This window comes from Bacteroides sedimenti, from assembly GCF_040365225.1.
GTDB classification, from domain to species: Bacteria; Bacteroidota; Bacteroidia; order Bacteroidales; family Bacteroidaceae; genus Bacteroides; species Bacteroides sedimenti.
Genome location: NZ_AP028055.1, coordinates 1,250,231 through 1,273,440, shown reverse-complemented (window position 1 = coordinate 1,273,440; position 23,210 = coordinate 1,250,231). Strand labels below are relative to the sequence as shown.

Sequence of the window (23,210 nt, the reverse complement as noted above, 5' to 3'; positions counted from 1 at the left end):
AAATTAAACGATTAATATTATGAAGGTAAAAGTTAGTAACGTAAATACTCCGGTATGGAATGAGCTGACCGTGAAATCTCGTATTCCTGAAGAATTGAATAAGTTGACAGAAATTGCTCATAATATATGGTGGTCATGGGATTCTGAAGCGGTTATTTTATTCAGAGATCTTGATCCCGTACTTTGGAAAGAGGTTGGATTGAATCCGGTAGCTCTGCTGGAACGTATGAGTTTTGAAAAACTTGAGGCGTTGGCAAATGATAAGGTTATCATTAAAAGGATGAATGATGTATATGCTCGGTTCAGAACCTATATGGATGTGAAACCAGATTCAAACCGTCCTTCTGTTGCATATTTCAGCATGGAATACGGATTATCTAGCGTATTGAAAATATATTCAGGTGGTTTGGGGGTTCTGGCAGGTGATTATCTGAAAGAGGCTTCAGACAGTAATGTGGATATGTGCGCAGTAGGATTCCTTTATCGTTATGGCTATTTTACGCAGACACTTTCTATGGAAGGACAGCAGGTGGCCAACTATGAAGCTCAGAACTTTGGGAGTCTTCCTTTAGAACGGGTTATTGGAAAAGATGGACAACCTTTGGTGGTTCCTGTTCCTTATCTTGATAATTTTGTATATGCATACATCTGGAAAGTCAACGTGGGTAGAGTGTCTCTCTATCTGATGGATACTGATAATGAGATGAACAGTGAGTTCGATCGTCCTATTACTTATCAGCTTTATGGAGGCGATTGGGAAAACCGTTTAAAACAGGAAATTATGCTTGGTATTGGAGGTATGTTAACTCTTAAAACTCTTGGCATAAAGAAAGATATTTATCATTGTAATGAAGGACATGCAGCTTTGATCAATGTTGAAAGAATATGTGACTATGTAGCATCCGGATTAACCTATAATGAAGCTATTGAGGTAGTTCGTGCCTCTTCGTTATATACTGTACATACACCCGTACCAGCAGGTCATGATTATTTTGACGAAGGACTTTTTGGAAAATACATGAGTGCTTATCCCAAGAAAATGGGAATTACATGGGGTGATTTGATGGATTTGGGACGTAATAATCCTGGTGATGCCGGTGAACGTTTCTGTATGTCTGTATTTGCTTGTAATACATCTCAGGAAGTTAACGGTGTAAGCTGGTTGCACGGTAAAGTATCCCAAGAAATGTTCTCATCTATCTGGAAAGGATATTTCCCAGAAGAAAGTCACGTTGGATATGTTACAAACGGTGTGCATTTCTCTTCATGGGCAGCTACAGAATGGAAAAAACTGTATGCTAAATATTTTGATTCGAGCTTTATGTACGATTTATCAAATCCGAAGATTTGGGAGGCTATTTATGAGGTACCTGATCAAGAAATATGGAATACACGAGTAGCTCTGAAAAATAAACTGGTAGACCATATCCGGAAACAATTCCGTGATACATGGTTAAATAATCAAGGAGATCCATCACGCATAGTTTCATTACTGAACAAGATTAATCCGAATGCCTTGCTGATTGGTTTCGGTCGCCGTTTTGCTACTTATAAACGTGCCCACTTATTGTTTACGGATTTGGATCGTCTTGCTAAAATTGTAAATAACCCCAATTATCCCGTACAATTCATCTTTACAGGAAAGGCGCACCCATACGATGGTGCAGGCCAAGGACTAATAAAGCGGATTATTGAGATATCTCGTCGTCCTGAATTCCTGGGTAAGATTGTTTTCTTGGAAAATTATGATATGACGTTGGCACGTCGTTTAGTATCGGGCGTAGATATCTGGTTGAATACTCCAACCCGTCCTTTGGAAGCTTCGGGAACCTCTGGTGAGAAGGCTTTGATGAATGGTGTTCTTAACTTTTCCGTACTTGATGGATGGTGGTTGGAAGGGTATCGTGAGAATGCCGGATGGGCTTTGACCGAGAAGGTTACATACCAAAATCAGGAACATCAGGATCAACTTGATGCTGCAACCATCTATGCGATGCTGGAAAATGAAATCATTCCGTTGTACTATGATACAAATGATGAAGGATATTCTGAGAAATGGGTACAATATATTAAGAATTCTATAGCTCAGATTGCTCCTCATTACACCATGAAGAGACAATTGGATGATTATTACAGTAAGTTCTACAACAAAATGGCAAAACGATTTCATATGTTGGCAGCAAACAACTGTACTAAAGCGAAAGAACTGGCAGCGTGGAAAGAAAAAATTGTTGATAAATGGGATTCTATTGAAATAAAATTTGTTTCTATAAACGGAGAACCGAACCAAATGGCTATTGAATGTGGAAAAGATTATGATCTTGAGGTGGTTGTTGATGAGAAAGGGCTCGATAATGCAATCGGTATTGAGGTTGTAACTGTTGTTACTGATAAAGAGGGCAAACAACATATTTATTCTGCAGAAGAGTTTGAACTGGTAAAGAAAGAAGGTGATTTGCATACATTCCGTGTGAAGTATAATCTTTCAAATGCTGGAAGCTTTAAGGTTGCATTCCGTATGTTCCCGAAAAATGTTGATTTACCGCATCGTCAGGACTTCTGTTATGTACGTTGGTTTAATTAAGCATTGATGTATAAATAGAAATAAAGTTATTTATAATCAAAAACCGCTGTTCATTCAAAGAACAGCGGTTTTTTTGTTGCCCAACACGAACTATTTGCCATGTGAAGCAGATATGAAAAAAAACTCTTATAGCTTGTATAACTGGAAGTGGTTGTTTATGATAAAAGAATAATCTGTGAAGGCAATCCGAATTATCTCCGAAGATAACAGAAAAAAGAGATAAAAAAAGAGGTGTTCCAATTTCTTGGACACCCCTTTTCAATTATATTTTTTCAGTTCTTATTTTAGCAGTTCAGCTAGTTTATTTTGCAAATCTTCACCGGTAAGCCCTCTTGCAATAATTTTTCCATCTTTGTCAATCAATACAGTGTGAGGAATGCTTCGTACTGTGTAAAGTTTAGCACCTTCACAATCCCAGTATTTAAGATCTGACATCTGTGGCCAGGAGATATTCAGGGCAGAAATGGCATCTGTCCAGTTTTTCTTGCTTTTATCTAATGAAACTCCAACAATTTCAAAGCCTTTATCTTTAAATTGAGCGTATAATTTCACCAAATTAGGCATTTCTTTACGGCAAGGACCACACCAACTTGCCCAAAAATCAACCAGTACATATTTACCTTTACCTGCAAAGTTGGACAGTTTGGTTGTTTTTCCTTCAGGAGTAAGCATTGTAAAATCTGTAAATTTTTGGCCTACAGCAGTAACTTTGGCTGTTTTTACCAATTCTTTCATTTGAACTATGTCTGAATTTTTTTGGAATTTGGCAGGAACTTTTGCTAAAACCTTTTCTAACTGTTCATAATCGAGGTAATAGCTGAAAGATTTTAGTAAGTGAATTCCTACTACATTTGAAATATTTTCGTCAATAGATTCAGAGATTGTTGCCATCATTTTCTTATCAAGCTCATTCATCTCAGCTTCTTTAGCCTTTTTTTGTTCCTCGGTCAATGAAGCCGATTGCATAGAAGCATATATGTCAGATTCCTTTTTATTAATGGCATTCATTTTAGATTTGAATGCATGATATATATCATTTGAAGAAGTACCTACAATGCTGTCTTCTGCCAGAGAGGCATAAATGTTGCCGTTTTCGAGGAAGAAATCTGTTCTGTATTTCTTTTCTCCTTTTGCATAATAAAAATAGCGATTAACTGCAGAATCCTGTCTTCCTTCAAATATGAAATTTCCATTTTTGATAACTGCAGAGGCTACTTTTATAAATTCACGGTTTACTCTGTTCTGAATAAATACGGAGTCACCATCGGTTGCGCCTTTTACAACTCCTGTTATTTTATAGTTATTGCCACCTGTACAGGCCATTGCTGAAAGTGAAGCGAGAGCTAACGCATAAATAATCTTTTTCATAAACTGATATTAAGTTTTTTATAAATGATTGTTTATGCAAATATAGATGTTTTTTTTATCAATCCTATTTTTGTATATGTTATTTAAAGAGAACTAAATTAAATGAATGTTTTTCAAATATTCCAATGAATTAGCAGCAAAACGAAATATTAGTAAATATTCCCCAACAAAATGCAATCATTAATATCATGACTCTTTATTGTTGGTATATATGTAGATTTTTGCATAAACATGCGTTGGTAATAACTCTGGAACATCTAAAAAGGGAAAGAAGTGTTTTATAATTAAGGTAGCTTTTTATTTTCTGAGGAACTACTTTGTGGCTAAATACTGTTCTAAACTCGCATTATTTAACTACATTTGCACTGCAAATAAAAGAAGATTAAGAATGACTACGACTTTAGTGGTGCTTGCCGCAAAAATGGGTAATAAGTATGGTGGTCTTAAACAGTTGGAAGGTATTGGACCAAATGGAGAGACCATTCTTGACTATTCAATGTATGATGCTGTAAATGCAGGTTTTAATAAGGTGGTTTTTGTAATAAGCAAATATTTTGAAGAAGAATTTAAAGAAAAAATTTCTTCAAGATACGAAGGTAAAATTAAAATTGAGTACGCTTTCCAGGAAGTAGAATCAGTCCCTGATGAGATTAGAAATGCTAAAAGAACTTTGTTATGGGGATCTGCTCATGCCATGCTTATGGCAAAAGAACTGATAAATGAACCTTTTGGTGTTATCAATGCAACCAACTTTTATCAACGTGAAAGCTTTGAACTTCTCTTTAATAATTTACAAAAAATCCGTAATACGAGTGGGCATCATTTCATGATTAGCTTCCGTCTGGCAAATGTCCTGGCAGAATCTGGAGGTGTGACTCGCGGTATCTGTGAAGTAGATGAAAACGGTGAACTGGTTTCTATAGTTGATAGAGTCGGAGTGGAGCGGATTGGAGGCGATCCTATGTTTTTGAATGAATACAACAAATGGGAACAACTGGATGAGAATGCCTCTATTTCAATGAATATGTGGGGATTTACACCAGACATATTTAAATCTGTGACCCGGTCCTTTAATGCTTTTATTATTCAAAGAGGTGCAGATCTCAAAGCAGAACTTTCAATCCCACATTTCATAAACGAAATGGTTCAGAATGGAATGAAGGTAAAAACAATCAATACACCTGCCAAATGGATGGGGCTTGTTTCTGCTGATGATAGAATTCAGGTGATTTTACGTATCAACGATTTGATACGCAAGGGAGCATATCCAAAAAAAATATTTGAAATAACCAACCTACAAAATACTTAATTACAATGAAAGAAAAGATTTTAGTTACCGGTGGTACCGGCTACATTGGGTCTCACACAGTAGTAGAACTGCAAAACAGTGGCTACGAAGTGATAATTATCGATAATTTGTCTAACTCTAGCGCTGATGTGGTAGATAATATCGAAAAAGTTTCAGGTATTCGTCCTGTTTTTGAAAAACTTGATTGCCTGGATTTTGAAGGTCTTGATGCCTTGTTTAATAAATATAAAGGAATTAAGGCTATAATTCATTTTGCAGCTAGTAAAGCTGTAGGTGAATCTTGTGAAAAACCGTTACTTTATTATCGTAATAACCTGGTATCTCTTATCAATTTACTGGAACTGATGCCTAAACATAATGTTGAAGGAATTGTATTTTCTTCATCTTGTACTGTATATGGTGAACCAGATGAACTCCCGGTAACAGAGAAAGCTTCTATTAAGGTAGCTACTTCTCCTTACGGAAATACAAAGCAAATTAACGAGGAGATTGTAAAAGATACTGTTGCTTCGGGTTCACCGATCAATGCCATCCTACTTCGTTATTTTAACCCGATTGGCGCTCATCCTACAGCATTGCTGGGTGAACTTCCTAACGGTGTTCCACAAAATTTGGTTCCTTATATTACTCAGACTGCTATTGGCATTCGTGAAAAACTGAGTGTGTTTGGCAGCGATTACAATACACCTGACGGATCTTGTATCCGTGACTTTATTAATGTTGTTGATTTGGCTAAAGCTCATGTAATAGCAATTGAACGTATCCTGAAAGGGAAGCAGAAAGAAAAGGTTGAAACATTCAACATTGGTACCGGTAGGGGACTTTCTGTATTGGAGCTTATAAATGCTTTCGAAAAATCTACAGGTGTTAAGCTGAACTATCAGATTGTTGGTCGTCGTTCTGGTGATATTGAAAAAGTTTGGGCTAACCCTGATTATGCAAATAATGAGCTTGGCTGGAAAGCTGAAGCAACAATAGAAGACACTCTTCTTTCTGCATGGAAATGGCAACTGAAGCTGAGAGAAAGAGGCATTCAATAATAAAATAACATTCGTTTGAACTTTTTTTATGGAAAGTTTGAACAATTATCAAATACAGATGTTTACTATAATGCAAGTGAACCTGAGTCACTGGATATATGTGAATATAAGCCTAAATGATAACTGAATGCCTCCCCGGCATCGACAGGTGCACTAGCATAGTAGTTTTGTCGTGTTTTATTTTGTGTTTGTGTTGTGGCGGTGCATCGACGTGAGTCGTGAGCACCGTCTTTTTTTTTATATAGTGTAAGTTTATTATAGGGTATTTTGTTTCTGAGTGGTCATATATATAGAAAGTGGTAATTCAAATTGGTAATACCTAAAAAGTTAAATTATGAAAGCACTATTAAAAAACCTCATCTGCATGCTTCTGCTGATGTTTCTGGTAAATCTTCAGAGTGAAGCAGTTGCTGCTGAGTTTTTCACAATTAATGGAGTTGTGAAAGATTCTCATTCAAAAAAGAAACTTGAATATGCAACAGTAACTATTCCTGGAAGCACTATCACTACAGTCTCTAATGCTGATGGTGAGTTCTCGCTGAAAGTAAAGGTCTCTTCTACTGCTACAGAAATTGAAATTTCACATGTAGGGTATCTCAGCTCCCGTATTCCCATTGATCGTTCAGAAGAAACTAAAACTTATTACCTTAATCCAAATGCCTACTTACTGAAAGAGGTAGTGGTTCGTCCCGGATTTGCACGTTCAATTGTTGATCAAGCTGTGAGCAAGATTGAGACTAACTATAGCCAGTCGAATAATATGTTTACCTGTTTTTATAGAGAAACAGTTCAGAAAGGGAAACGTTATATTCAGGTTTCAGAAGCTATTTTAAATCTCTACAAAGAACCTTATTCTAAGGGGATTGACCGAGATCGCGTACGTATATATAAAGGTCGTAAGTTGATAAGTCAGAATTTAAAGGATACACTTGCCGTTAAACTGATGGGTGGGCCCTATATGGCTGTTTTACTTGATATTGTTAAGAATAAGGATATTTTGCTGGATAAAGAAATGCTTTCTGCATATGATTATACAATGGAAGAATCGGTGAATCTTAATAATCGTCCGCAATATGTTATCAGTTTTCGTCCGGCGGTTGTATTGCCTTATGCACTTTATTATGGTAAATACTACATCGATGAACAGACTCTGACCTTTACTCGCATTGAATTTAGTCTCGATTTGAGTGATAGAGATAAGGCCATAAATCAAATATTAATAAGAAAACCGGCCGGACTTCATTTTAAACCTTCAGAAGTAAGCTTTGTTATAAACTACAAGCAACAAAACGGCGTCAGCTACATGAATTATATGCGTACGCTGTCTCAATTTAAATGCGACTGGAAGAAGCGACTCTTCTCCAGCAAATATTCAATAGTTTCTGAGGTGGTCGCAACTGAAAGAGATGATAGTCCTAAAGAATATATTCCATACAAGGAATCTTTCAAATATGATCAATTATTTGAAGACAAAGTTTCTAATTTTACTGACGAAAACTTCTGGGGAGATTATAACATAATTGCACCTACAGAGTCTTTGCTGGATGGATTGAATAAGCTGAAAAAACAATATAAATAATCTTATCAAAAGAAAAAGTATTGTATATTTGAGTCTTCGAAAATACAAGAAGTTAACTCAACGGGAATTAGGCATATGCTAAATGATTTGCTTCTCCTTACTAGAATTAAAAATGGCGATGTTCAGGCTTTTGAGAATCTGTTCCGGACGTATTATAAGCCACTTTGCTATTACGCGGATTCTTTCCTGAACGATATGGACAGTGCTGAAGAGATTGTTCAGAATCTGTTCTATCTGTTCTGGAAAGAAAAGGCGGAATTACAGATCAGACTATCTGTAAAATCTTACCTGTATAAGTCTGTTCAGAATAAAGTTTTTAATTATCTGAAGCATCTTCAAGTGATGGAATCTTACTGTGAGAAAGCCTTTCAGGATATTCCTGAAGTTAGAAACGAATCACCTGAAGAGCATTTGGAGTACAAAGAATTGGAAAGCAAATTAGCATCTTTACTTCAGCAATTACCAGAAAGACAACGAAAGATTTTTTGCATGAATCGTTTTGGTGGAAAGAAATACAGTGAAATTGCAACTGAACTTTCGGTCTCGGTAAAAACTGTGGAAGCAGACATCAGCAAAGTCTTGGTATTGCTGCGTAAAGAGTTGAAACATTTTAATCAATGAGGTATGTATAGAAAAGAACCAAATACTGAGCTAGCATGGAACGCTCTCTACTCAAAACTTGAAAAAGATCATCTGCTGGATAAGGACGTTGCTAGAGGAACAAAACATAAAACAAATATCCCGTTTTATTGGGTTGCCGCGAGTGTTGCTGTATTGTTTTGTGCTGCATTCTTTTTCCTAAATCACTATTATTCAAAAAGGGATGTTGGAGAGATGTTGACACTCCAGAATACTGATAGTGACAATGTTCTGGTGAAGATACTTGATGATGGTTCAACTATCTATTTAGCCTCGGATGCTACTCTAAGTTATCCGAAGAACTTTACTTCAAAGGAGAGAGAGGTGTCACTAAAAGGGGAAGCTTTGTTTGATGTTGCTCGTAATCCAGAAAAACCGTTTGTGATAGAAACAGAGAAAGTGAAAGTGAAAGTACTAGGTACAGCTTTTAAAGTAAATTCTTCTGCCAATGGAGCTTTTGAACTATCAGTTGAACGAGGCAAGGTGCGGGTAACAGAAAAGAATGGAGGGAACTGGCTTGAGGTAGTAGCAGGAGAATTTGTCTCATTCAACGGGAATCATTTGATGAAAAGACCAATAAAAGACCAAAATATTTTTGAACACTATGCCGATAGAATGCGATTTAAAGATGAGATGCTTGAAAATATTGTAAAAGTTATTAATCAAAATAATGATTCAGTTGTTGTAATTCATGGCGAAAACCTGAAGAGAGCAAAACTGAATGTTCGTTTTTACAATAACAACATCAATGAAATGACAAATATTATCACTTTGGCACTGAATCTTAAACGTGTAGTCCGTCAGGATACTATCCATATTTCACAACCATAAATTAAGCCTATGAAACGTATATGCTTGTTGTTTATGTTAATATGTATTGTTAGTTCTCCTGTATGGTCGGGAAATGACGATGATCCTTTATGTAAATCGATACAAGTTCAGAAGCAAAAAAACAAAATATACGAGTTACTTAATTACATTGGTAATATTTCTGGTTACTATTTCATTTACGACAGCAAGGTTGTTGATAATGATAAGAAATCGAGGCTACAGGCTGGGACATACTCCATACGCGATGCAATTTATCAGGTGCTTCAGAGCAAAAATTACTGTCTGAGAACGGTAGATCGTTACATTCTGATTACTAATATTGAGACGCCTTCACAAACCAAGTATAGGAGTACAATTTCAAAATCAAAAGATTCAGCAGCTTACATCGAGATATCGGGAAGTGTAATGGAAAGGCTTACTAAAGAACCGGTTCCATATTGTTCCGTAAACCTTGAAGGTACTACATTGGGTACTATCACCAATAACAATGGTAAGTTTGTTCTCAGGGTACCCGATTCTCTCTTTTCGCGTCGGCTGCATGTGTCTCATATTGGGTATGAGTCTCACCTTATACCTGTGGCATTCATAGAGGGAACTCCAATCGATGTTTATCTAAACCCGCGAATTGTTCCGCTACAGGAGGTTATTTTTCGTCTGGTGAATCCTGCAAAGATTGTGAAGGAGGTACTCGAGGCGCGCAACAGAAATTATCTGGATAAGCCGTCCTATCTCACCACTTTTTACCGGGAAGGAGTAGAACGAAAAAAAGAAATTTTGCGTCTTACCGAAGCTGTGTTTAAAATATACAAGCAAAGCTATAGTAGTTCGTTTTCATCCGATCAGGTAAAGCTGCTGAAAATGCGCAAGATTACGAGTGATGCAGTGAAAGATTCGTTGATCCTACGGATGAAAGCAGGAGTGGAGGGGTCATTAATGCTGGACCTTATGAGAAATATCCCCGATTTTCTTGAGATTAACGAGAGAAATATATACGATTATACCAAAATTGACATGACAGAAATTGATTCCCGCATGGCGCATGTCATCTCTTTCGAACAACGTAAAGAAATTACAGAACCTTGTTTTCGTGGGAAACTATATATTGATGCAGAGAACTCAGCACTACTTTGTGCCCAACTTGAGGTACATCCTCAGTATATTGATAAGGCTGAGGAACTTTTCGTTGTTAAGCGAGGAAAAAATGTGAATGTTCATCCTCAACAAATTATTTATTCTATTACCTATAAAGAACTGAACGGAAAGTATTACATCAGTCATGTAAGGGGTGACTTGTTTTTTAAAATGAAAGAGAAGCGACAGCTGTTTTACACTCCCACGCATCTTTTCTTTGAAATGGTTACCTGTAAAGTAGATACCATTCATGTGCAGCCTTTCCCAAAGGATGAGAGACTTCCGGTAAAAAAGATTTTTTCAGAAGAGCGGTTTGTTTACGATAATCAATTCTGGGGAGATTTCAATGTGATTCTTCCCGAAGAGAATATTAGTAAAAACCTTTCACGGATTGCCTCAAAAATCGAAGAATCGGTTGAATGACTTATTTTTTGTTTGCTGGAAATTTGTTTCATCCATTTGTGTATGCGTTTGTATCAAAATACAAGATCATTTGAATCTGATTGATAAAGATGTATTTATCGGTTGCATGAATTGTAACAGCTGTCTGACTTGGACAATTTCGGGGATTATATGCTGATATCTTCGTCAACACAATTAAATTGATTGTTTATTGTTCCAAAGAATAATGTTTGAAAAACAAAAGAAAGGTCTGTTGAGCGGTATATCCTTTTTCTGAATTTACAATTCTCCCTGCCAGATAAAGCAATCGGAGAATAACAGTTCTGGATGACTGACCGGAGTATTGAATAGCCCGAACAACGCAGAGCCTGAACCAGACATGGAAGCGTATATGGCTCCCGCTTCGTACAGCTTTTTCTTGATATCTCCAATCTCAGGATGCTGTGCAAATACGCTTTTCTCAAAGTCATTTACCAGACAATCTTTCCATTCTTCCAATGGTGACTGGATAATATCGGTGATACTTTTTACTGGATAAGCGGGAGTGATAATTGAAAATGCATCACGGGTTGAGACGAAAATATCTGGTTTAACTACAAGGATATATAATCCTTTCAACGTGATGTTTATAGGCTGAAAAATATTTCCTGTTCCAGTCGCAAATGTTGGCTGATTCTTAATAAAGAATGGACAGTCGGCACCCAGATGTGCTGCGTAGGCTTCCAGCTCTTCGTCCGTCAACTCAAGTGAAAACTGTTCATTTAGCAACTTCAGCATAAATGAACCGTCGGCCGAGCCACCACCCATCCCGGCACCTGAAGGGATTTGTTTTTGGAGGTAGATATCAACCGGGGGGAGTGAGAATCGTCCCTTCAGTAAACGATATGCCTTTACCACTAAATTATCTTCAGGGTTTCCGGCTATTGGAGTTCCCAATACATGTAATTCAAATTCCTTTTCTCTACCCTTCAGAGGTACCACTTCGAGGGCATCTTCAATTGGTACCGGATAAAAAACGGTTTCCAGGTTGTGATAACCGTCAGGACGTTTTTCTGTAATGTTGAGACCGAGGTTTATTTTGGCATTGGGAAATGTAATCATTCTTTTTCTGTTTATTTGAATATGCAAATGTATATGAAAATAATAACAATGACGTACAGGATACCGAAAATCTGTATCAGAATATATCTCTCTTGGTCCGGGTTTTATAGTCTGATAAGAATCTTTATAGAGTTTCGGCCTATTTTAAAAAGGAAAATCTGTTGTATAAAAACCTTTAGATTCTTTCTCCTCTGCATTAAAAACTTTATCTTTGTGTCCCCAAAATGTTTAGAATAGATATGGAACAGAAAAGAACAACGCGAAGTACAAAGTCTAAGGTTCAGCCAATAGTCGATTACGGCCGTTTGCAACCGCAGGCACGTGAGTTTGAGGAGGCTGTGCTGGGTGCATTGATGCTTGAGAAAGATGCCTATCCACAGATTAGCGAAATCCTTCGTCCCGAATCGTTTTATGACCGTCATCATCAGATGATTTATTCGGCCATTACCGATTTGGCAGTCCGTCAGGAGCCCATCGATATTCTAACAGTAACCGAACAGTTAAAAAAACGCGGTGAACTCGATGATGTGGGAGGCCCTTATTACATTACCAAACTAAGTAGCCAGGTTGCTTCTTCCGCTCACATTGAATACCACGCTCGTATCATTGCACAGAAGTATCTGGCTCGTGAGCTTATTTCATTTACCAGTGAAATCCAGACCAAATCGTTCGATGAAACACTCGATGTGGATGATTTGATGCAGGAGGCCGAAGGCAGGTTATTTGAAATCTCTCAACGGAATCTGAAGAAAGATTATACACAAATTAATCCGATTATTTCGGAAGCCTACGAATTGTTGCAGAAAGCTGCGGCCAGGACAGATGGTTTGAGTGGTCTGGAGAGTGGTTTCCATGGGCTCGACAAGATGACATCGGGTTGGCAGAACTCCGACTTGGTGATTATTGCTGCTCGTCCGGCGATGGGAAAAACAGCGTTCGTTCTTTCAATGGCAAGGAATATTGCGGTAAACTTCAAAAACCCGGTAGCGCTGTTCTCTCTTGAAATGAGTAACGTTCAGCTGGTAAACCGTCTGATTGTGAATGTGTGCGAGATTCCTGGTGAAAAGATTAAGAGCGGTCAGCTTGCTCCGTATGAATGGCAGCAGTTGGACTATAAGCTGAAGGACCTGATTGATGCTCCTTTGTTTGTGGATGATACTCCTTCTCTTTCCGTTTTCGAATTAAGAACAAAAGCACGTCGGTTAGTGCGTGAGCATGGTGTGAAACTGATTATTATCGACTACCTTCAGTTGATGAATGCAAGCGGTATGTCTTTCGGCAGCCGTCAGGAAGAGGTTAGTACCATTTCACGTTCGCTGAAAGGACTTGCCAAAGAACTGAACATTCCAATCATTGCCTTGTCACAGTTGAATCGTGGAGTGGAGAATCGTGAAGGGGTTGAAGGAAAGCGCCCACAGTTGGCAGACCTCCGTGAGTCTGGTGCCATTGAGCAGGATGCCGATATGGTTTGTTTTATTCACCGTCCTGAATACTATAAAATCTATACTGATGAGAAAGGTAACGATTTGCGTGGTATGGCAGAGATTATAATCGCAAAACACCGTAACGGTGCAACAGGTGATGTGTTGTTGCGATTCAAGGGCGAATTTGCTAAATTCCAGAATCCGGACGATGATACTATTATTCCGATGCCCGGCGAGAGCGGTGTGGTAGGATCAAAACTAAACGCTCCATCTTATGGCTCTGTGCCTCCTCCGCCTGATGAATATCCATCGCAGGTTGCAAATCCATTTGGAAATTACAGTAATGACGGTCCTTTACCGTTCTAATGCTTTTTCCTGATATATAACAAATAGAATAAAAAAAACTTATTACCTTTGCAAGTCGATTTTGCAAAAACAAAAAATTTAATGATATGAATATCTCTTATAATTGGCTGAAAGAGTATGTCAATTTCGATTTAACACCCGATGAAGTAGCTGCAGCACTTACGTCCATTGGCCTTGAAACTGGTGGAGTGGAAGAGGTTCAAACAATAAAAGGAGGCCTCGAAGGATTGGTTATCGGTGAAGTGCTGACCTGCGTTGAACATCCAAATTCAGACCACCTGCACATTACTACTGTAAATTTAGGAAATGGTGAACCAACTCAGATTGTTTGCGGTGCACCTAATGTAGCTGCCGGACAGAAAGTGGTGGTTGCTACACTGGGAGCAAAGCTTTATGACGGTGATGAGTGTTTTACCATTAAGAAATCAAAAATCCGTGGAGTTGAATCTACAGGAATGATTTGTGCGGAAGATGAAATAGGTATTGGCACCGACCATGCAGGAATCATTGTTCTTCCGGCTGATGCTGTTCCAGGTACACTTGCAAAGGATTACTACAATGTGAAGAGCGATTACGTGCTTGAAGTAGATATTACTCCCAACCGTGCGGATGCCTGTTCACATTTCGGGGTAGCTCGTGACCTATACGCTTATCTTTTACAAAACGGTTACAATGCACAACTCCAGAAACCTTCGGTTGAGGCGTTTAAGGTGGATAATTATGAACTGGATATCGAAGTGATTGTAGAAAATAATGAAGCTTGTCCGCGTTATGCTGGCGTTTCCATTAAAGGCATTGCTGTAAAGGAAAGCCCTGAATGGTTGCAAAACAAGCTGAAAGCCATCGGTGTTCGCCCAATTAATAATATTGTGGATATTACAAACTATATTGTTCACGAACTAGGACAACCTCTTCACTGCTTCGACGCTAATGTAGTAGGCAAGAAGGTGATTGTAAAAACTATGCCCGAAGGCACTCCTTTCACAACACTGGATGGTGTGGAAAGAAAGCTGAGCGAACGCGATCTGATGATTTGCAACGAAAACGGTCCAATGTGCATTGCCGGTGTATTTGGTGGCCTGGATTCTGGAGTAACTGAAAAAACAGTGAATGTTTTTCTGGAAAGCGCTTATTTTCATCCAACCTGGGTTCGTAAAACAGCACGTCGTCACGGCCTGAACACTGATGCATCATTCCGTTTTGAACGTGGAATCGACCCACTGAATACAGATTATGTGCTGAAACATGCAGCACTACTGATACAGGAACTAGCTGGAGGAACTATTTCTTCCGAGGTGAAAGATGTATATCCTGTTCCATTCAGTAAATTTAATGTAGATATTACATATAATAAGATAAATACACTTATAGGTAAAGAGATTCCGGTTGAGACAGTCAAGAGTATAATTGGCAGTCTGGAAATGGAAATCACAAGCGAAACTGCCGAGGGCTTGTCTCTGGCCGTTCCTCCTTACCGTGTGGATGTAATTCGTGATGTGGATGTGATTGAAGATATCCTTCGGATCTACGGTTACAACAATGTGGAAATTCCTTCTACGTTGAAATCAAGCCTTACAACCAAAGGAGAAGCAGATAAATCTTACAAGCTTCAGAGCCTTATATCTGAACAGTTGGTAGGTTGCGGATTCAATGAAATTCTGAACAATTCGCTTACAAAATCGGCCTATTATGAAGGTTCGGAAGCTTTCCCGGCAGATAACCTGGTGATGCTGATGAATCCGTTGAGCAATGACTTGAACTGTATGCGTCAAACTCTTTTGTTTGCTGGTCTGGAAAGCATTGCTCACAACGTTAATCGTAAGAGTACAGATCTGAAATTCTTCGAATTCGGAAACTGCTATTACTTCAACGAAGAGAAAAAGAATCCGGAAAAGGTTCTTGCTGCTTATAATGAAGATTACCATCTGGGAATGTGGCTCACCGGTAAGAAGGTAGCCAACTCATGGGCACACACTGACGAGCAGAGTTCGGTATATGAATTAAAGGCTTATGTAGAGAATATTTTCCTACGCATGGGATTGGATCTTCGTAAGTTTGTTGTTGGCAACCTAAGCGATGATATATTTGCGGCAGCATTGACTGTTAATACCAAAGGTGGTAAACGATTGGCTGCATTTGGTGTGGTATCAAGAAAACAGCTGAAAGCATTTGATATTGATTCTGAGGTGTACTATGCCGACCTTAACTGGGATGAGCTGATGAAGGCCATTAAGTCAGTGAAGGTTTCTTATACCGAGATTTCTAAATTCCCTGCAGTGAAGAGAGACCTTGCGTTGCTTATTGATAAACAGATTCAGTTTGCAGAAATTGAAAAACTTGCATTCGAGACTGAACGCAAATTATTAAAATCAGTTTCCTTATTTGATGTTTACGAAGGCAAGAATCTGGAAGCTGGAAAGAAATCGTATGCTGTAAGCTTCCTGCTTCAGGATGAAACACAGACTTTGAATGACAAGCAGATTGATAAAGTAATGAGCAAGCTGATTGCTAATCTGGAAAATAAGCTGGGTGCGAAACTCAGATAATTATATAAACCAAATAAATACATAAATAAAATGGGAAGAGCGTTCGAATATAGAAAAGCTACCAAGATGAAGAGATGGGGGAACATGGCTCGTACTTTTACGAGAATCGGTAAGCAAATCGTTATTGCCGTTAAGGCTGGCGGTGCTGATGCTGAAAACAACCCTCATTTGCGTTCATGCATTGCTAACGCGAAGGCAGCCAACATGCCGAAAGAAAATGTTGAAAGAGCCATCAAAAGAGCTATCTCTAAGGATACCGAAGATTACAAGGAAATGGTATACGAGGGATACGGCCCATTTGGTATCGCAATCTTAGTTGAAACTGCGACTGATAATACAACTCGTACAGTAGCAAATGTACGTAGTGTCTTCAATAAGAACGGAGGTTCATTGGGTACTTCAGGCAGTTTGGACTTTATGTTTACTCGTAAGTCCATGTTTACGATTGCTCCTAAAGAGGGGGTTTCTCTTGAAGATCTTGAGCTTGAACTGATTGATTACGGTGTTGATGAACTGGAAGCAGATGAAGAAGGTATCACATTGTACGGTGAATTCCAATCTTTTAATGCTATCCAGAAATATCTTGAAGAGAATGGCTTTGAAATTCTGAGTTCTGAATTTACTCGCATCCCAACCGAATTGAAAGATGTGACTCCAGAGCAGCGTGCTGCCATCGATAAGCTGGTTGACAAGATGGAAGACGATGAGGATGTTCAGAATGTATACACCAACATGAAGCCGGCTGAGGAAGAGGAATAATGAAAAGTGTCTACAAAACATCAGGTACCTGTAGCTCCTATATTTCCGTTGAGGTGGAAAATGGCATCTTAAAGGATGTAGCTTTCCAGGGAGGTTGCAATGGCAATTTGAAAGGAATCTGTGAGTTGGTAAAAGGAATGCCGGTCGAAGTGGTTATTTCCAAACTGGAAGGGATATCATGCGGCGGGCGCCCCACCTCTTGTCCGGACCAATTGTGTCAAGCCTTGCGGCAGGTAGAATAATCTGATTTTTTATAAGCGAATAATACAGGGGGTTGTCCAATAAACCGGGACAACCCTTTTTTTATTCCTTATTCTTGATTCCTCTATATGAAATTGTTTTCAAATATTCAATTTTTCAGACTTCTGATTCTACTTTCGGATAGCTCCTATATTTTAGCCTATATGGTGCAAACTATTTCTGGCCTTGGTAAGTGATTCAAATGAAGAATAAAGAGACTCCAATAACACTTATAATGGCTCCAACAATCTCTTTTAACGTAATTTTTTGCTTGAATAACAGATGAGAAGGTATTATTATAAATATCGGGGTAAGCGCCATCAATGTAGAGGCAATGCCCGCTTCAGTGTGCTGCACTGCCATAAGAGAAAGTGATACACCTACAAAAGGTCCAAATATTGTGGCCCACAATGCGGCATTCATTCCTTTCCCGTCATGAATAACCCTAGGTATTGTATGAAATTGTTTTCGATACCACATAACTGTTAAATAGCCGAGTGTTCCTGTTATAGCCCGAATATAAGTTGAAGCAAAAGGCATCAAGTTCGAGAAATCAATTACATTTGCAGGTACAGCCATCTTATAATAATTCATTCCAACCTTACTCAGTACTAATCCTACACCTTGTCCTACACCTGCGCCAATGCCAAACAAAACACCCTTCAACGGTAGTTTTAATCCGATCTTATGCTTGGTTCCTTTTCCCAAAACCGACAAACCAATACCTGTCAGGGTTACAACCATACCTACTAATGCATTCAATGAAAGATTCTCACCCAATATTATCCAACCAGATATAGCGGCAGCAAGTGGAGCCAACGTCATAAATAGTTGACCAAACCGGGAACCAATTAAAACATAAGAGTTGAATAAACAGAAATCACCAAGCACATAACCTACAAAGCCTGAAAGTGATAACCAAAGCCATGTGTTTAAATCGGCGTACCTAGGGTATGGAGCTCCTGTAAACCACCACAAAGTTGCACCCAGCATGAGCAAGGAGAGAACCATACGAATAATATTTAGCTGCAATGAGCCAATCCGTTTACAAGCTACTTCTGCAAAAAGAGCAGTAGCGGTCCAAGAGATTGCTACGCTTAAAGAGAGTACTTCACCAAAATATTGCATCTTTAAAAATATTTGGGCGCAAAGTTACAATAAAAAATGATAGTATCGTTGCACTTATTTCAAAAGCCTTGATGAAGGATTGTTCGAAACCTATTTATATAAATCTGGACCGATAGCTATTCGGAAAAGCTCCTTTTTTGTTGTTTCTGAAAAGTAGATGTATTCAATGGTGGTATTGAAATCTTTGTATTCTTTCAGTTCAATTGAATTTTTAACTGCGGCTATCATAGAAACTTCTATATCCGCCCTCTTTTTTTGAATAGAATCAGGATTATCGATTGTCCCAGTTAAGGTGTAAAAATTGGTATTGGTATTTGTTTTAGAATCATATTTCATACTGTCTATCCTAGTTCCTTCTCCAAGTATGATAGGGCATTTGGCTGTATATTTTTCAGCTAGATGTTCAAACGTTTTTTCCTTTGGCTGCTGACAAGATACCAGAGTAGTAAATAATCCGACAACAATAAATTTAATCTTTCTCATTTAAGTAAGTCCTATTTTTCTACGAATATAAACGATAATTTTGAACATAACAAGCGTATGACATGTTTTAATTGCCTATATTTGTACGAACACATAGTAAAACAGATATGATTAACTTCTTTAAAGACTTAAAGCGAAAAGACCATAAGCGTTATCTGGGTGGGTTAGATGTTCTGAAATATATTGGTCCCGGATTGTTGGTAACAGTCGGATTTATCGATCCGGGAAACTGGGCTTCCAACTTTGCAGCTGGTTCAGGTTTCGGCTACTCATTATTGTGGGTGGTTACACTCTCTACAATTATGTTGATAGTGCTTCAGCACAATGTGGCTCACCTGGGCATTGTAACCGGTCTTTGTCTTTCGGAAGCAGCAACCCTCTATACACCCAAATGGGTTTCGCGTCCAATTCTTGCAACCGCAGTCTTGGCTTCAATATCTACTTCGTTGGCCGAGATTCTTGGGGGAGCCATTGCTCTTAGCATGTTGTTTAATGTCCCGATTATCTTGGGTTCAGTCCTAGTCACGGCTTTTGTGTTTATCATGTTGCTTACCAATACGTACAAGAAGATAGAACGCTCTATCATTGCATTTGTATCAGTTATTGGTCTTTCATTTATATATGAACTGTTTTTAGTGAACATAGAGTGGCCCATGGCGGTCAAAGGGTGGGTTACCCCAAGCTTTCCGGAAGGAAGCATGCTGATTATAATGAGTGTGCTGGGAGCAGTAGTGATGCCTCATAATCTTTTCCTGCATTCAGAAGTGATTCAGAGCCATGAGTACAATAAACAAGATGACGCCTCAATCCGAAGAGTGCTTAAATACGAACAGTTCGATACTCTTTTCTCAATGTTAGTGGGATGGGCAATCAACAGTGCCATGATTTTACTGGCGGCTACAACTTTTTATAAGTCGGGAGCTCAGGTTACCGAACTTCAGCAGGCAAAGTCGCTGTTGGAACCTCTGTTGGGAAGCAATGCGGCTATCATTTTCGCCCTGGCTTTGCTGATGGCAGGCATTTCATCAACCATTACAAGCGGAATGGCTGCAGGATCAATTTTTGCAGGAATGTTTGGAGAGCCGTACAACATAAGCGATAATCATTCGCGGTTGGGGGTTATTATTTCATTGGGTATTGCGTTACTGATTATCTTCTTTATTGGCAATCCTTTCAAAGGATTACTTATTTCGCAAATGGTGCTTAGTATACAGCTACCTTTTACTGTTTTTCTGCAGGTGGCCTTAACTTCTTCATCAAAAGTCATGGGAAAATATGCAAATGGAAAATGGAATACTTTTGTGCTTTATTCTATTGCGGCCATAGTATCTTCGTTGAATATAATGCTTCTTCTGACTGCCTTTGTGGAGAATTATTAAATCCAAACTGTTCTAAAATTTACCTGTTAAGTAAATAAATAATGGATATAATGTTTTATTTTCAATTTTTTCGTATAAAGGAATGTTGATATATTGGATGAATTACACTAAAATATAAAGAATTATAGAGATATAAATGAGTTATTTAAATTATGTTGGAAGAAAGAGTCAAAAGAGCTGTTGAGCTTTTTAAAAGCGGATTTAATTGTTCGCAAGCTGTGGTGGCAGCTTATGCAGATTTGTATGGTTTTACGGAAGAACAAGCCCTGAAAATGGCTGCTTCTTTTGGAGGAGGAATTGGGCGTATGAGGGAAACATGCGGAGCTGCCTGCGGTATGTTTCTTTTAGCAGGTTTAGAAACCGGAACTACTGACCCGAAAGATAAAGACGGAAAAGCGGCTAATTATAAACTGGTACAGGAACTTGCAGCTGAATTTAGAGAAAAGAATGGTTCGCTAAACTGTGGCGAATTGTTAGGACTGAAGAAATGTGATTCCATTCAATCTGTACCTGAAGAGCGGACAGGACAATATTATGCCAAACGTCCGTGCGCAAAAATTGTGGAAATGGCTGCCAGAATCTGGGGAGAATATCTAGAAAAAAAAGGAAAACAGGGATTGTGAAACTGAAAATATTACATTTCTATTAAAATATGTCGCAAATTGATAGAATATGTCATTAAAAAATGTATATTTGTAAACAAGGAATTCTGAAACAAAATGAATTCTGTAAAATTCTCAGTATGTTTAACTAAAACTATTTTCAAAATGTTGAAAGAAAAAGCTGGAAATATTGCAGGACAAATATGGTCTGCATTAAACGAGACCAATGGTTTAACAGTGAAACAGGTTAAAAAAGCAACCAAACTAATTGATAAAGACCTGTTTTTGGGGTTAGGTTGGTTGTTGAGAGAAGATAAGATTTCCATAAAAGAAGTTGAAGGAGATCTTTTCATTGCCTTAAAGTAAGAAAAGCAACTACAGAACTATAAAAAATGCGTTGGTACATTCCATTATGTTGCCAACGCATTTTTTTTTATTCTCTCATTTATGTATCTTTGCGCACTAAATTAATGATAAAACAAACTGATGAAGAATATTCGTAACTTTTGCATTATTGCGCATATAGACCACGGAAAATCCACCTTGGCCGACAGATTGCTTGAATTCACCAAAACAATTCAGGTAACAGGAGGTCAGATGCTTGATGACATGGATCTGGAAAAGGAGAGAGGCATTACGATCAAGAGCCATGCCATCCAGATGGAATACATGTATAAAGGCGAAAAATATATTCTGAACCTGATTGATACTCCGGGACACGTAGACTTTTCTTACGAAGTTTCTCGTTCAATCGCAGCTTGTGAAGGAGCGTTGCTGATTGTTGATGCATCACAAGGGGTGCAGGCACAGACTATTTCTAATCTTTACATGGCAATTGATCATAATCTGGAGATTATTCCCGTAATCAATAAATGTGATATGGCGAGTGCCATGCCAGATGAGGTAGAAGATGAAATCATCGAATTGCTGGGTGTGGACAGATCGACCATTATCCGAGCTTCGGGGAAGACCGGAATGGGGGTTGAGGAAATTTTGGAAGCTATCATCGAACGTATCCCTTGTCCGAAAGGAGATGAAGAAGCACCCTTACAGGCATTGATCTTTGACTCGGTATTTAACTCTTTCCGCGGTATTATCGCCTATTTTAAAATAACTAACGGAGTAATTCGTAAAGGTGATAAAGTGAAATTCTTCAATACAGGAAAAGAATATGAGGCTGATGAAATCGGAGTTCTGAAAATGGAGATGTCTCCCCGCAGCGAACTTCGTACGGGTGACGTAGGTTATATTATTTCGGGTATCAAAACCTCTAAAGAGGTGAAAGTGGGTGATACCATCACACACATTGCCCGTCCTTGCACAAAAGCCATCTCCGGATTCGAAGAGGTTAAGCCAATGGTTTTCGCAGGAGTTTATCCTATCGAAGCGGAAGATTTTGAAGATCTTCGCTCATCTTTGGAAAAATTACAGCTGAACGATGCATCACTTACATTCCAGCCGGAAAGTTCTTTGGCGCTGGGATTCGGATTCCGTTGTGGATTCTTGGGGCTGCTTCATATGGAGATTGTGCAGGAACGTTTGGATCGCGAATTTGATATGAATGTGATTACTACTGTTCCGAACGTTTCTTACCGTATTTACGATAAGCAGGGTAATATGGCTGAGGTGCACAACCCTGGAGGTATGCCCGACCCGACATTGATTGACCACATTGAGGAGCCTTATATCAATGCATCGGTAATTACAAAATCCGATTATATAGGTCCTATTATGACTCTTTGTCTAGGCAAACGTGGTGAGTTGACAAAGCAGGAGTATATCTCAGGAAACCGAATGGAGCTGCATTATAATATGCCGTTGGGTGAAATTGTGATCGACTTCTACGATAAGCTGAAAAGTATTTCAAAAGGTTACGCTTCGTTTGACTACCATCAGTCTGGCTTTCGTCCTTCGAAGCTTATTAAACTTGATATCTTGTTGAACGGCGAGCCTGTGGATGCTCTCTCTACACTGACGCATGTGGATAATGCCTACGATTTAGGTAAGCGGATGTGCGAGAAACTGAAGGAGCTCATTCCAAGACAGCAGTTTGATATTGCCATTCAGGCGGCTATCGGGGCAAAGATTATCTCGCGCGAAACCATCAAGGCGGTTCGTAAGGATGTAACAGCCAAATGTTATGGAGGTGATATCAGCCGTAAGCGTAAACTGCTGGAAAAACAGAAGAAGGGTAAGAAGCGAATGAAGCAGATTGGAAATGTGGAAGTACCACAGAAAGCTTTCCTCGCAGTATTGAAATTAGACTAAAATAACATTTTTCAGCCCGTAACAGGGCTGA

General features: G+C 38.7%; 19 protein-coding genes. 15 read left to right on the top strand and 4 right to left on the bottom strand.

The genetic code is table 11. The features are described from left to right. The first annotated feature begins 19 nt into the window (after positions 1–19). Positions 20–2,584: an alpha-glucan family phosphorylase gene (gene glgP / locus ABWU87_RS05135; protein WP_353333880.1), complete on the top strand. Its 2,565-nt coding sequence runs from the start codon at positions 20–22 to the stop codon at positions 2,582–2,584. Between the two features lie 279 nt (positions 2,585–2,863). Here the strand turns inward: glgP and ABWU87_RS05130 are convergent, their stop codons facing one another. Further along, positions 2,864–3,952 (bottom strand): TlpA disulfide reductase family protein, encoded by a 1,089-nt coding sequence (locus tag ABWU87_RS05130; RefSeq protein WP_353333878.1) that lies wholly within the window; start codon positions 3,950–3,952, stop codon positions 2,864–2,866. Between the two features lie 388 nt (positions 3,953–4,340). Here ABWU87_RS05130 and ABWU87_RS05125 point away from each other — a divergent pair, with 388 nt between their 5' ends. The 6 genes from ABWU87_RS05125 (at position 4,341) to ABWU87_RS05100 (ending at position 10,904) form a co-directional block, all read left to right on the top strand. Further along, positions 4,341–5,261: a sugar phosphate nucleotidyltransferase gene (locus ABWU87_RS05125; protein ID WP_353333876.1), complete on the top strand. Its 921-nt coding sequence runs from the start codon at positions 4,341–4,343 to the stop codon at positions 5,259–5,261. Between the two features lie 5 nt (positions 5,262–5,266). Beyond that, positions 5,267–6,301 carry a UDP-glucose 4-epimerase GalE gene (gene galE / locus ABWU87_RS05120; RefSeq protein ID WP_353333874.1) on the top strand — a complete coding sequence of 345 codons (1,035 nt, stop codon included), beginning with the start codon at positions 5,267–5,269 and terminating at the stop codon, positions 6,299–6,301. A gap of 334 nt (positions 6,302–6,635) precedes the next feature. Further along, positions 6,636–7,880: a carboxypeptidase-like regulatory domain-containing protein gene (locus ABWU87_RS05115; RefSeq protein ID WP_353333872.1), complete on the top strand. Its 1,245-nt coding sequence runs from the start codon at positions 6,636–6,638 to the stop codon at positions 7,878–7,880. 75 nt (positions 7,881–7,955) lie between these two features. After that, positions 7,956–8,501, top strand: a complete 546-nt coding sequence (locus ABWU87_RS05110; RefSeq protein WP_353333870.1) for an RNA polymerase sigma-70 factor — start codon at positions 7,956–7,958, stop codon at positions 8,499–8,501. Positions 8,502–8,504: 3 nt separating this feature from the next. Next, entirely contained in the window at positions 8,505–9,350 is an 846-nt protein-coding gene (locus ABWU87_RS05105; protein ID WP_353333868.1) for a FecR family protein, read from the top strand. 33 nt (positions 9,351–9,383) lie between these two features. Beyond that, positions 9,384–10,904, top strand: a complete 1,521-nt coding sequence (locus tag ABWU87_RS05100; RefSeq protein ID WP_353333866.1) for a carboxypeptidase-like regulatory domain-containing protein — start codon at positions 9,384–9,386, stop codon at positions 10,902–10,904. A gap of 258 nt (positions 10,905–11,162) precedes the next feature. On the opposite strand, the gene ispE is transcribed toward ABWU87_RS05100, so the two are convergent. Next, entirely contained in the window at positions 11,163–11,984 is an 822-nt protein-coding gene (ispE, locus tag ABWU87_RS05095; protein ID WP_353333864.1) for a 4-(cytidine 5'-diphospho)-2-C-methyl-D-erythritol kinase, read from the bottom strand. Positions 11,985–12,223: 239 nt separating this feature from the next. Here ispE and dnaB point away from each other — a divergent pair, with 239 nt between their 5' ends. The 4 genes from dnaB (at position 12,224) to ABWU87_RS05075 (ending at position 17,321) form a co-directional block, all read left to right on the top strand. Continuing rightward, positions 12,224–13,774: a replicative DNA helicase gene (gene dnaB / locus ABWU87_RS05090; protein ID WP_353333862.1), complete on the top strand. Its 1,551-nt coding sequence runs from the start codon at positions 12,224–12,226 to the stop codon at positions 13,772–13,774. An 86-nt stretch (positions 13,775–13,860) separates the two neighbouring features. Then, on the top strand, positions 13,861–16,320 hold the full coding sequence (gene pheT / locus ABWU87_RS05085) for a phenylalanine--tRNA ligase subunit beta (protein ID WP_353333860.1): 2,460 nt from the start codon (positions 13,861–13,863) through the stop codon (positions 16,318–16,320). A gap of 30 nt (positions 16,321–16,350) precedes the next feature. Further along, positions 16,351–17,079 (top strand): YebC/PmpR family DNA-binding transcriptional regulator, encoded by a 729-nt coding sequence (locus ABWU87_RS05080; protein WP_353333858.1) that lies wholly within the window; start codon positions 16,351–16,353, stop codon positions 17,077–17,079. After that, entirely contained in the window at positions 17,079–17,321 is a 243-nt protein-coding gene (locus ABWU87_RS05075) for a TIGR03905 family TSCPD domain-containing protein (RefSeq protein WP_353333856.1), read from the top strand. Before ABWU87_RS05080 ends, ABWU87_RS05075 begins: the two co-directional genes overlap by 1 nt. Before the next feature lie 196 nt (positions 17,322–17,517). On the opposite strand, the gene ABWU87_RS05070 is transcribed toward ABWU87_RS05075, so the two are convergent. Both ABWU87_RS05070 and ABWU87_RS05065 read right to left on the bottom strand, forming a co-directional pair. Further along, positions 17,518–18,447, bottom strand: coding sequence for a DMT family transporter (locus tag ABWU87_RS05070; protein ID WP_353333854.1), 930 nt, complete (start codon positions 18,445–18,447; stop codon positions 17,518–17,520). Positions 18,448–18,537: 90 nt separating this feature from the next. Continuing rightward, complete coding sequence (locus ABWU87_RS05065) at positions 18,538–18,930, bottom strand: hypothetical protein (protein WP_353333852.1); 393 nt, start codon at positions 18,928–18,930, stop codon at positions 18,538–18,540. Positions 18,931–19,037: 107 nt separating this feature from the next. Here ABWU87_RS05065 and ABWU87_RS05060 point away from each other — a divergent pair, with 107 nt between their 5' ends. The 4 genes from ABWU87_RS05060 (at position 19,038) to lepA (ending at position 23,179) form a co-directional block, all read left to right on the top strand. Further along, complete coding sequence (locus ABWU87_RS05060; protein WP_353333850.1) at positions 19,038–20,309, top strand: Nramp family divalent metal transporter; 1,272 nt, start codon at positions 19,038–19,040, stop codon at positions 20,307–20,309. 152 nt (positions 20,310–20,461) lie between these two features. Continuing rightward, positions 20,462–20,932: a C-GCAxxG-C-C family protein gene (locus ABWU87_RS05055; RefSeq protein ID WP_434533907.1), complete on the top strand. Its 471-nt coding sequence runs from the start codon at positions 20,462–20,464 to the stop codon at positions 20,930–20,932. A 144-nt stretch (positions 20,933–21,076) separates the two neighbouring features. Then, positions 21,077–21,277 (top strand): winged helix-turn-helix domain-containing protein, encoded by a 201-nt coding sequence (locus ABWU87_RS05050; protein ID WP_353333848.1) that lies wholly within the window; start codon positions 21,077–21,079, stop codon positions 21,275–21,277. Between the two features lie 120 nt (positions 21,278–21,397). Then, positions 21,398–23,179 (top strand): translation elongation factor 4, encoded by a 1,782-nt coding sequence (gene lepA / locus ABWU87_RS05045; protein ID WP_353333846.1) that lies wholly within the window; start codon positions 21,398–21,400, stop codon positions 23,177–23,179. Positions 23,180–23,210: the final 31 nt, after the last annotated feature.

Coding starts and splice junctions, on each gene's coding strand:
- dnaB (WP_353333862.1), top strand. CDS start 12,224: ATGGAACAGAAAAGAACAACGCGAAGTACAAAGTCTAAGGTTCAGCCA.
- lepA (WP_353333846.1), top strand. CDS start 21,398: ATGAAGAATATTCGTAACTTTTGCATTATTGCGCATATAGACCACGGA.
- ABWU87_RS05050 (WP_353333848.1), top strand. CDS start 21,077: ATGTTGAAAGAAAAAGCTGGAAATATTGCAGGACAAATATGGTCTGCA.
- ABWU87_RS05070 (WP_353333854.1), bottom strand. CDS start 18,447: ATGCAATATTTTGGTGAAGTACTCTCTTTAAGCGTAGCAATCTCTTGG.
- ABWU87_RS05105 (WP_353333868.1), top strand. CDS start 8,505: ATGTATAGAAAAGAACCAAATACTGAGCTAGCATGGAACGCTCTCTAC.
- ABWU87_RS05055 (WP_434533907.1), top strand. CDS start 20,462: ATGTTGGAAGAAAGAGTCAAAAGAGCTGTTGAGCTTTTTAAAAGCGGA.
- ABWU87_RS05065 (WP_353333852.1), bottom strand. CDS start 18,930: ATGAGAAAGATTAAATTTATTGTTGTCGGATTATTTACTACTCTGGTA.
- ABWU87_RS05060 (WP_353333850.1), top strand. CDS start 19,038: ATGATTAACTTCTTTAAAGACTTAAAGCGAAAAGACCATAAGCGTTAT.
- ABWU87_RS05115 (WP_353333872.1), top strand. CDS start 6,636: ATGAAAGCACTATTAAAAAACCTCATCTGCATGCTTCTGCTGATGTTT.
- ABWU87_RS05130 (WP_353333878.1), bottom strand. CDS start 3,952: ATGAAAAAGATTATTTATGCGTTAGCTCTCGCTTCACTTTCAGCAATG.
- galE (WP_353333874.1), top strand. CDS start 5,267: ATGAAAGAAAAGATTTTAGTTACCGGTGGTACCGGCTACATTGGGTCT.
- ABWU87_RS05125 (WP_353333876.1), top strand. CDS start 4,341: ATGACTACGACTTTAGTGGTGCTTGCCGCAAAAATGGGTAATAAGTAT.
- ABWU87_RS05080 (WP_353333858.1), top strand. CDS start 16,351: ATGGGAAGAGCGTTCGAATATAGAAAAGCTACCAAGATGAAGAGATGG.
- ispE (WP_353333864.1), bottom strand. CDS start 11,984: ATGATTACATTTCCCAATGCCAAAATAAACCTCGGTCTCAACATTACA.
- ABWU87_RS05075 (WP_353333856.1), top strand. CDS start 17,079: ATGAAAAGTGTCTACAAAACATCAGGTACCTGTAGCTCCTATATTTCC.
- glgP (WP_353333880.1), top strand. CDS start 20: ATGAAGGTAAAAGTTAGTAACGTAAATACTCCGGTATGGAATGAGCTG.
- pheT (WP_353333860.1), top strand. CDS start 13,861: ATGAATATCTCTTATAATTGGCTGAAAGAGTATGTCAATTTCGATTTA.
- ABWU87_RS05100 (WP_353333866.1), top strand. CDS start 9,384: ATGTTAATATGTATTGTTAGTTCTCCTGTATGGTCGGGAAATGACGAT.
- ABWU87_RS05110 (WP_353333870.1), top strand. CDS start 7,956: ATGCTAAATGATTTGCTTCTCCTTACTAGAATTAAAAATGGCGATGTT.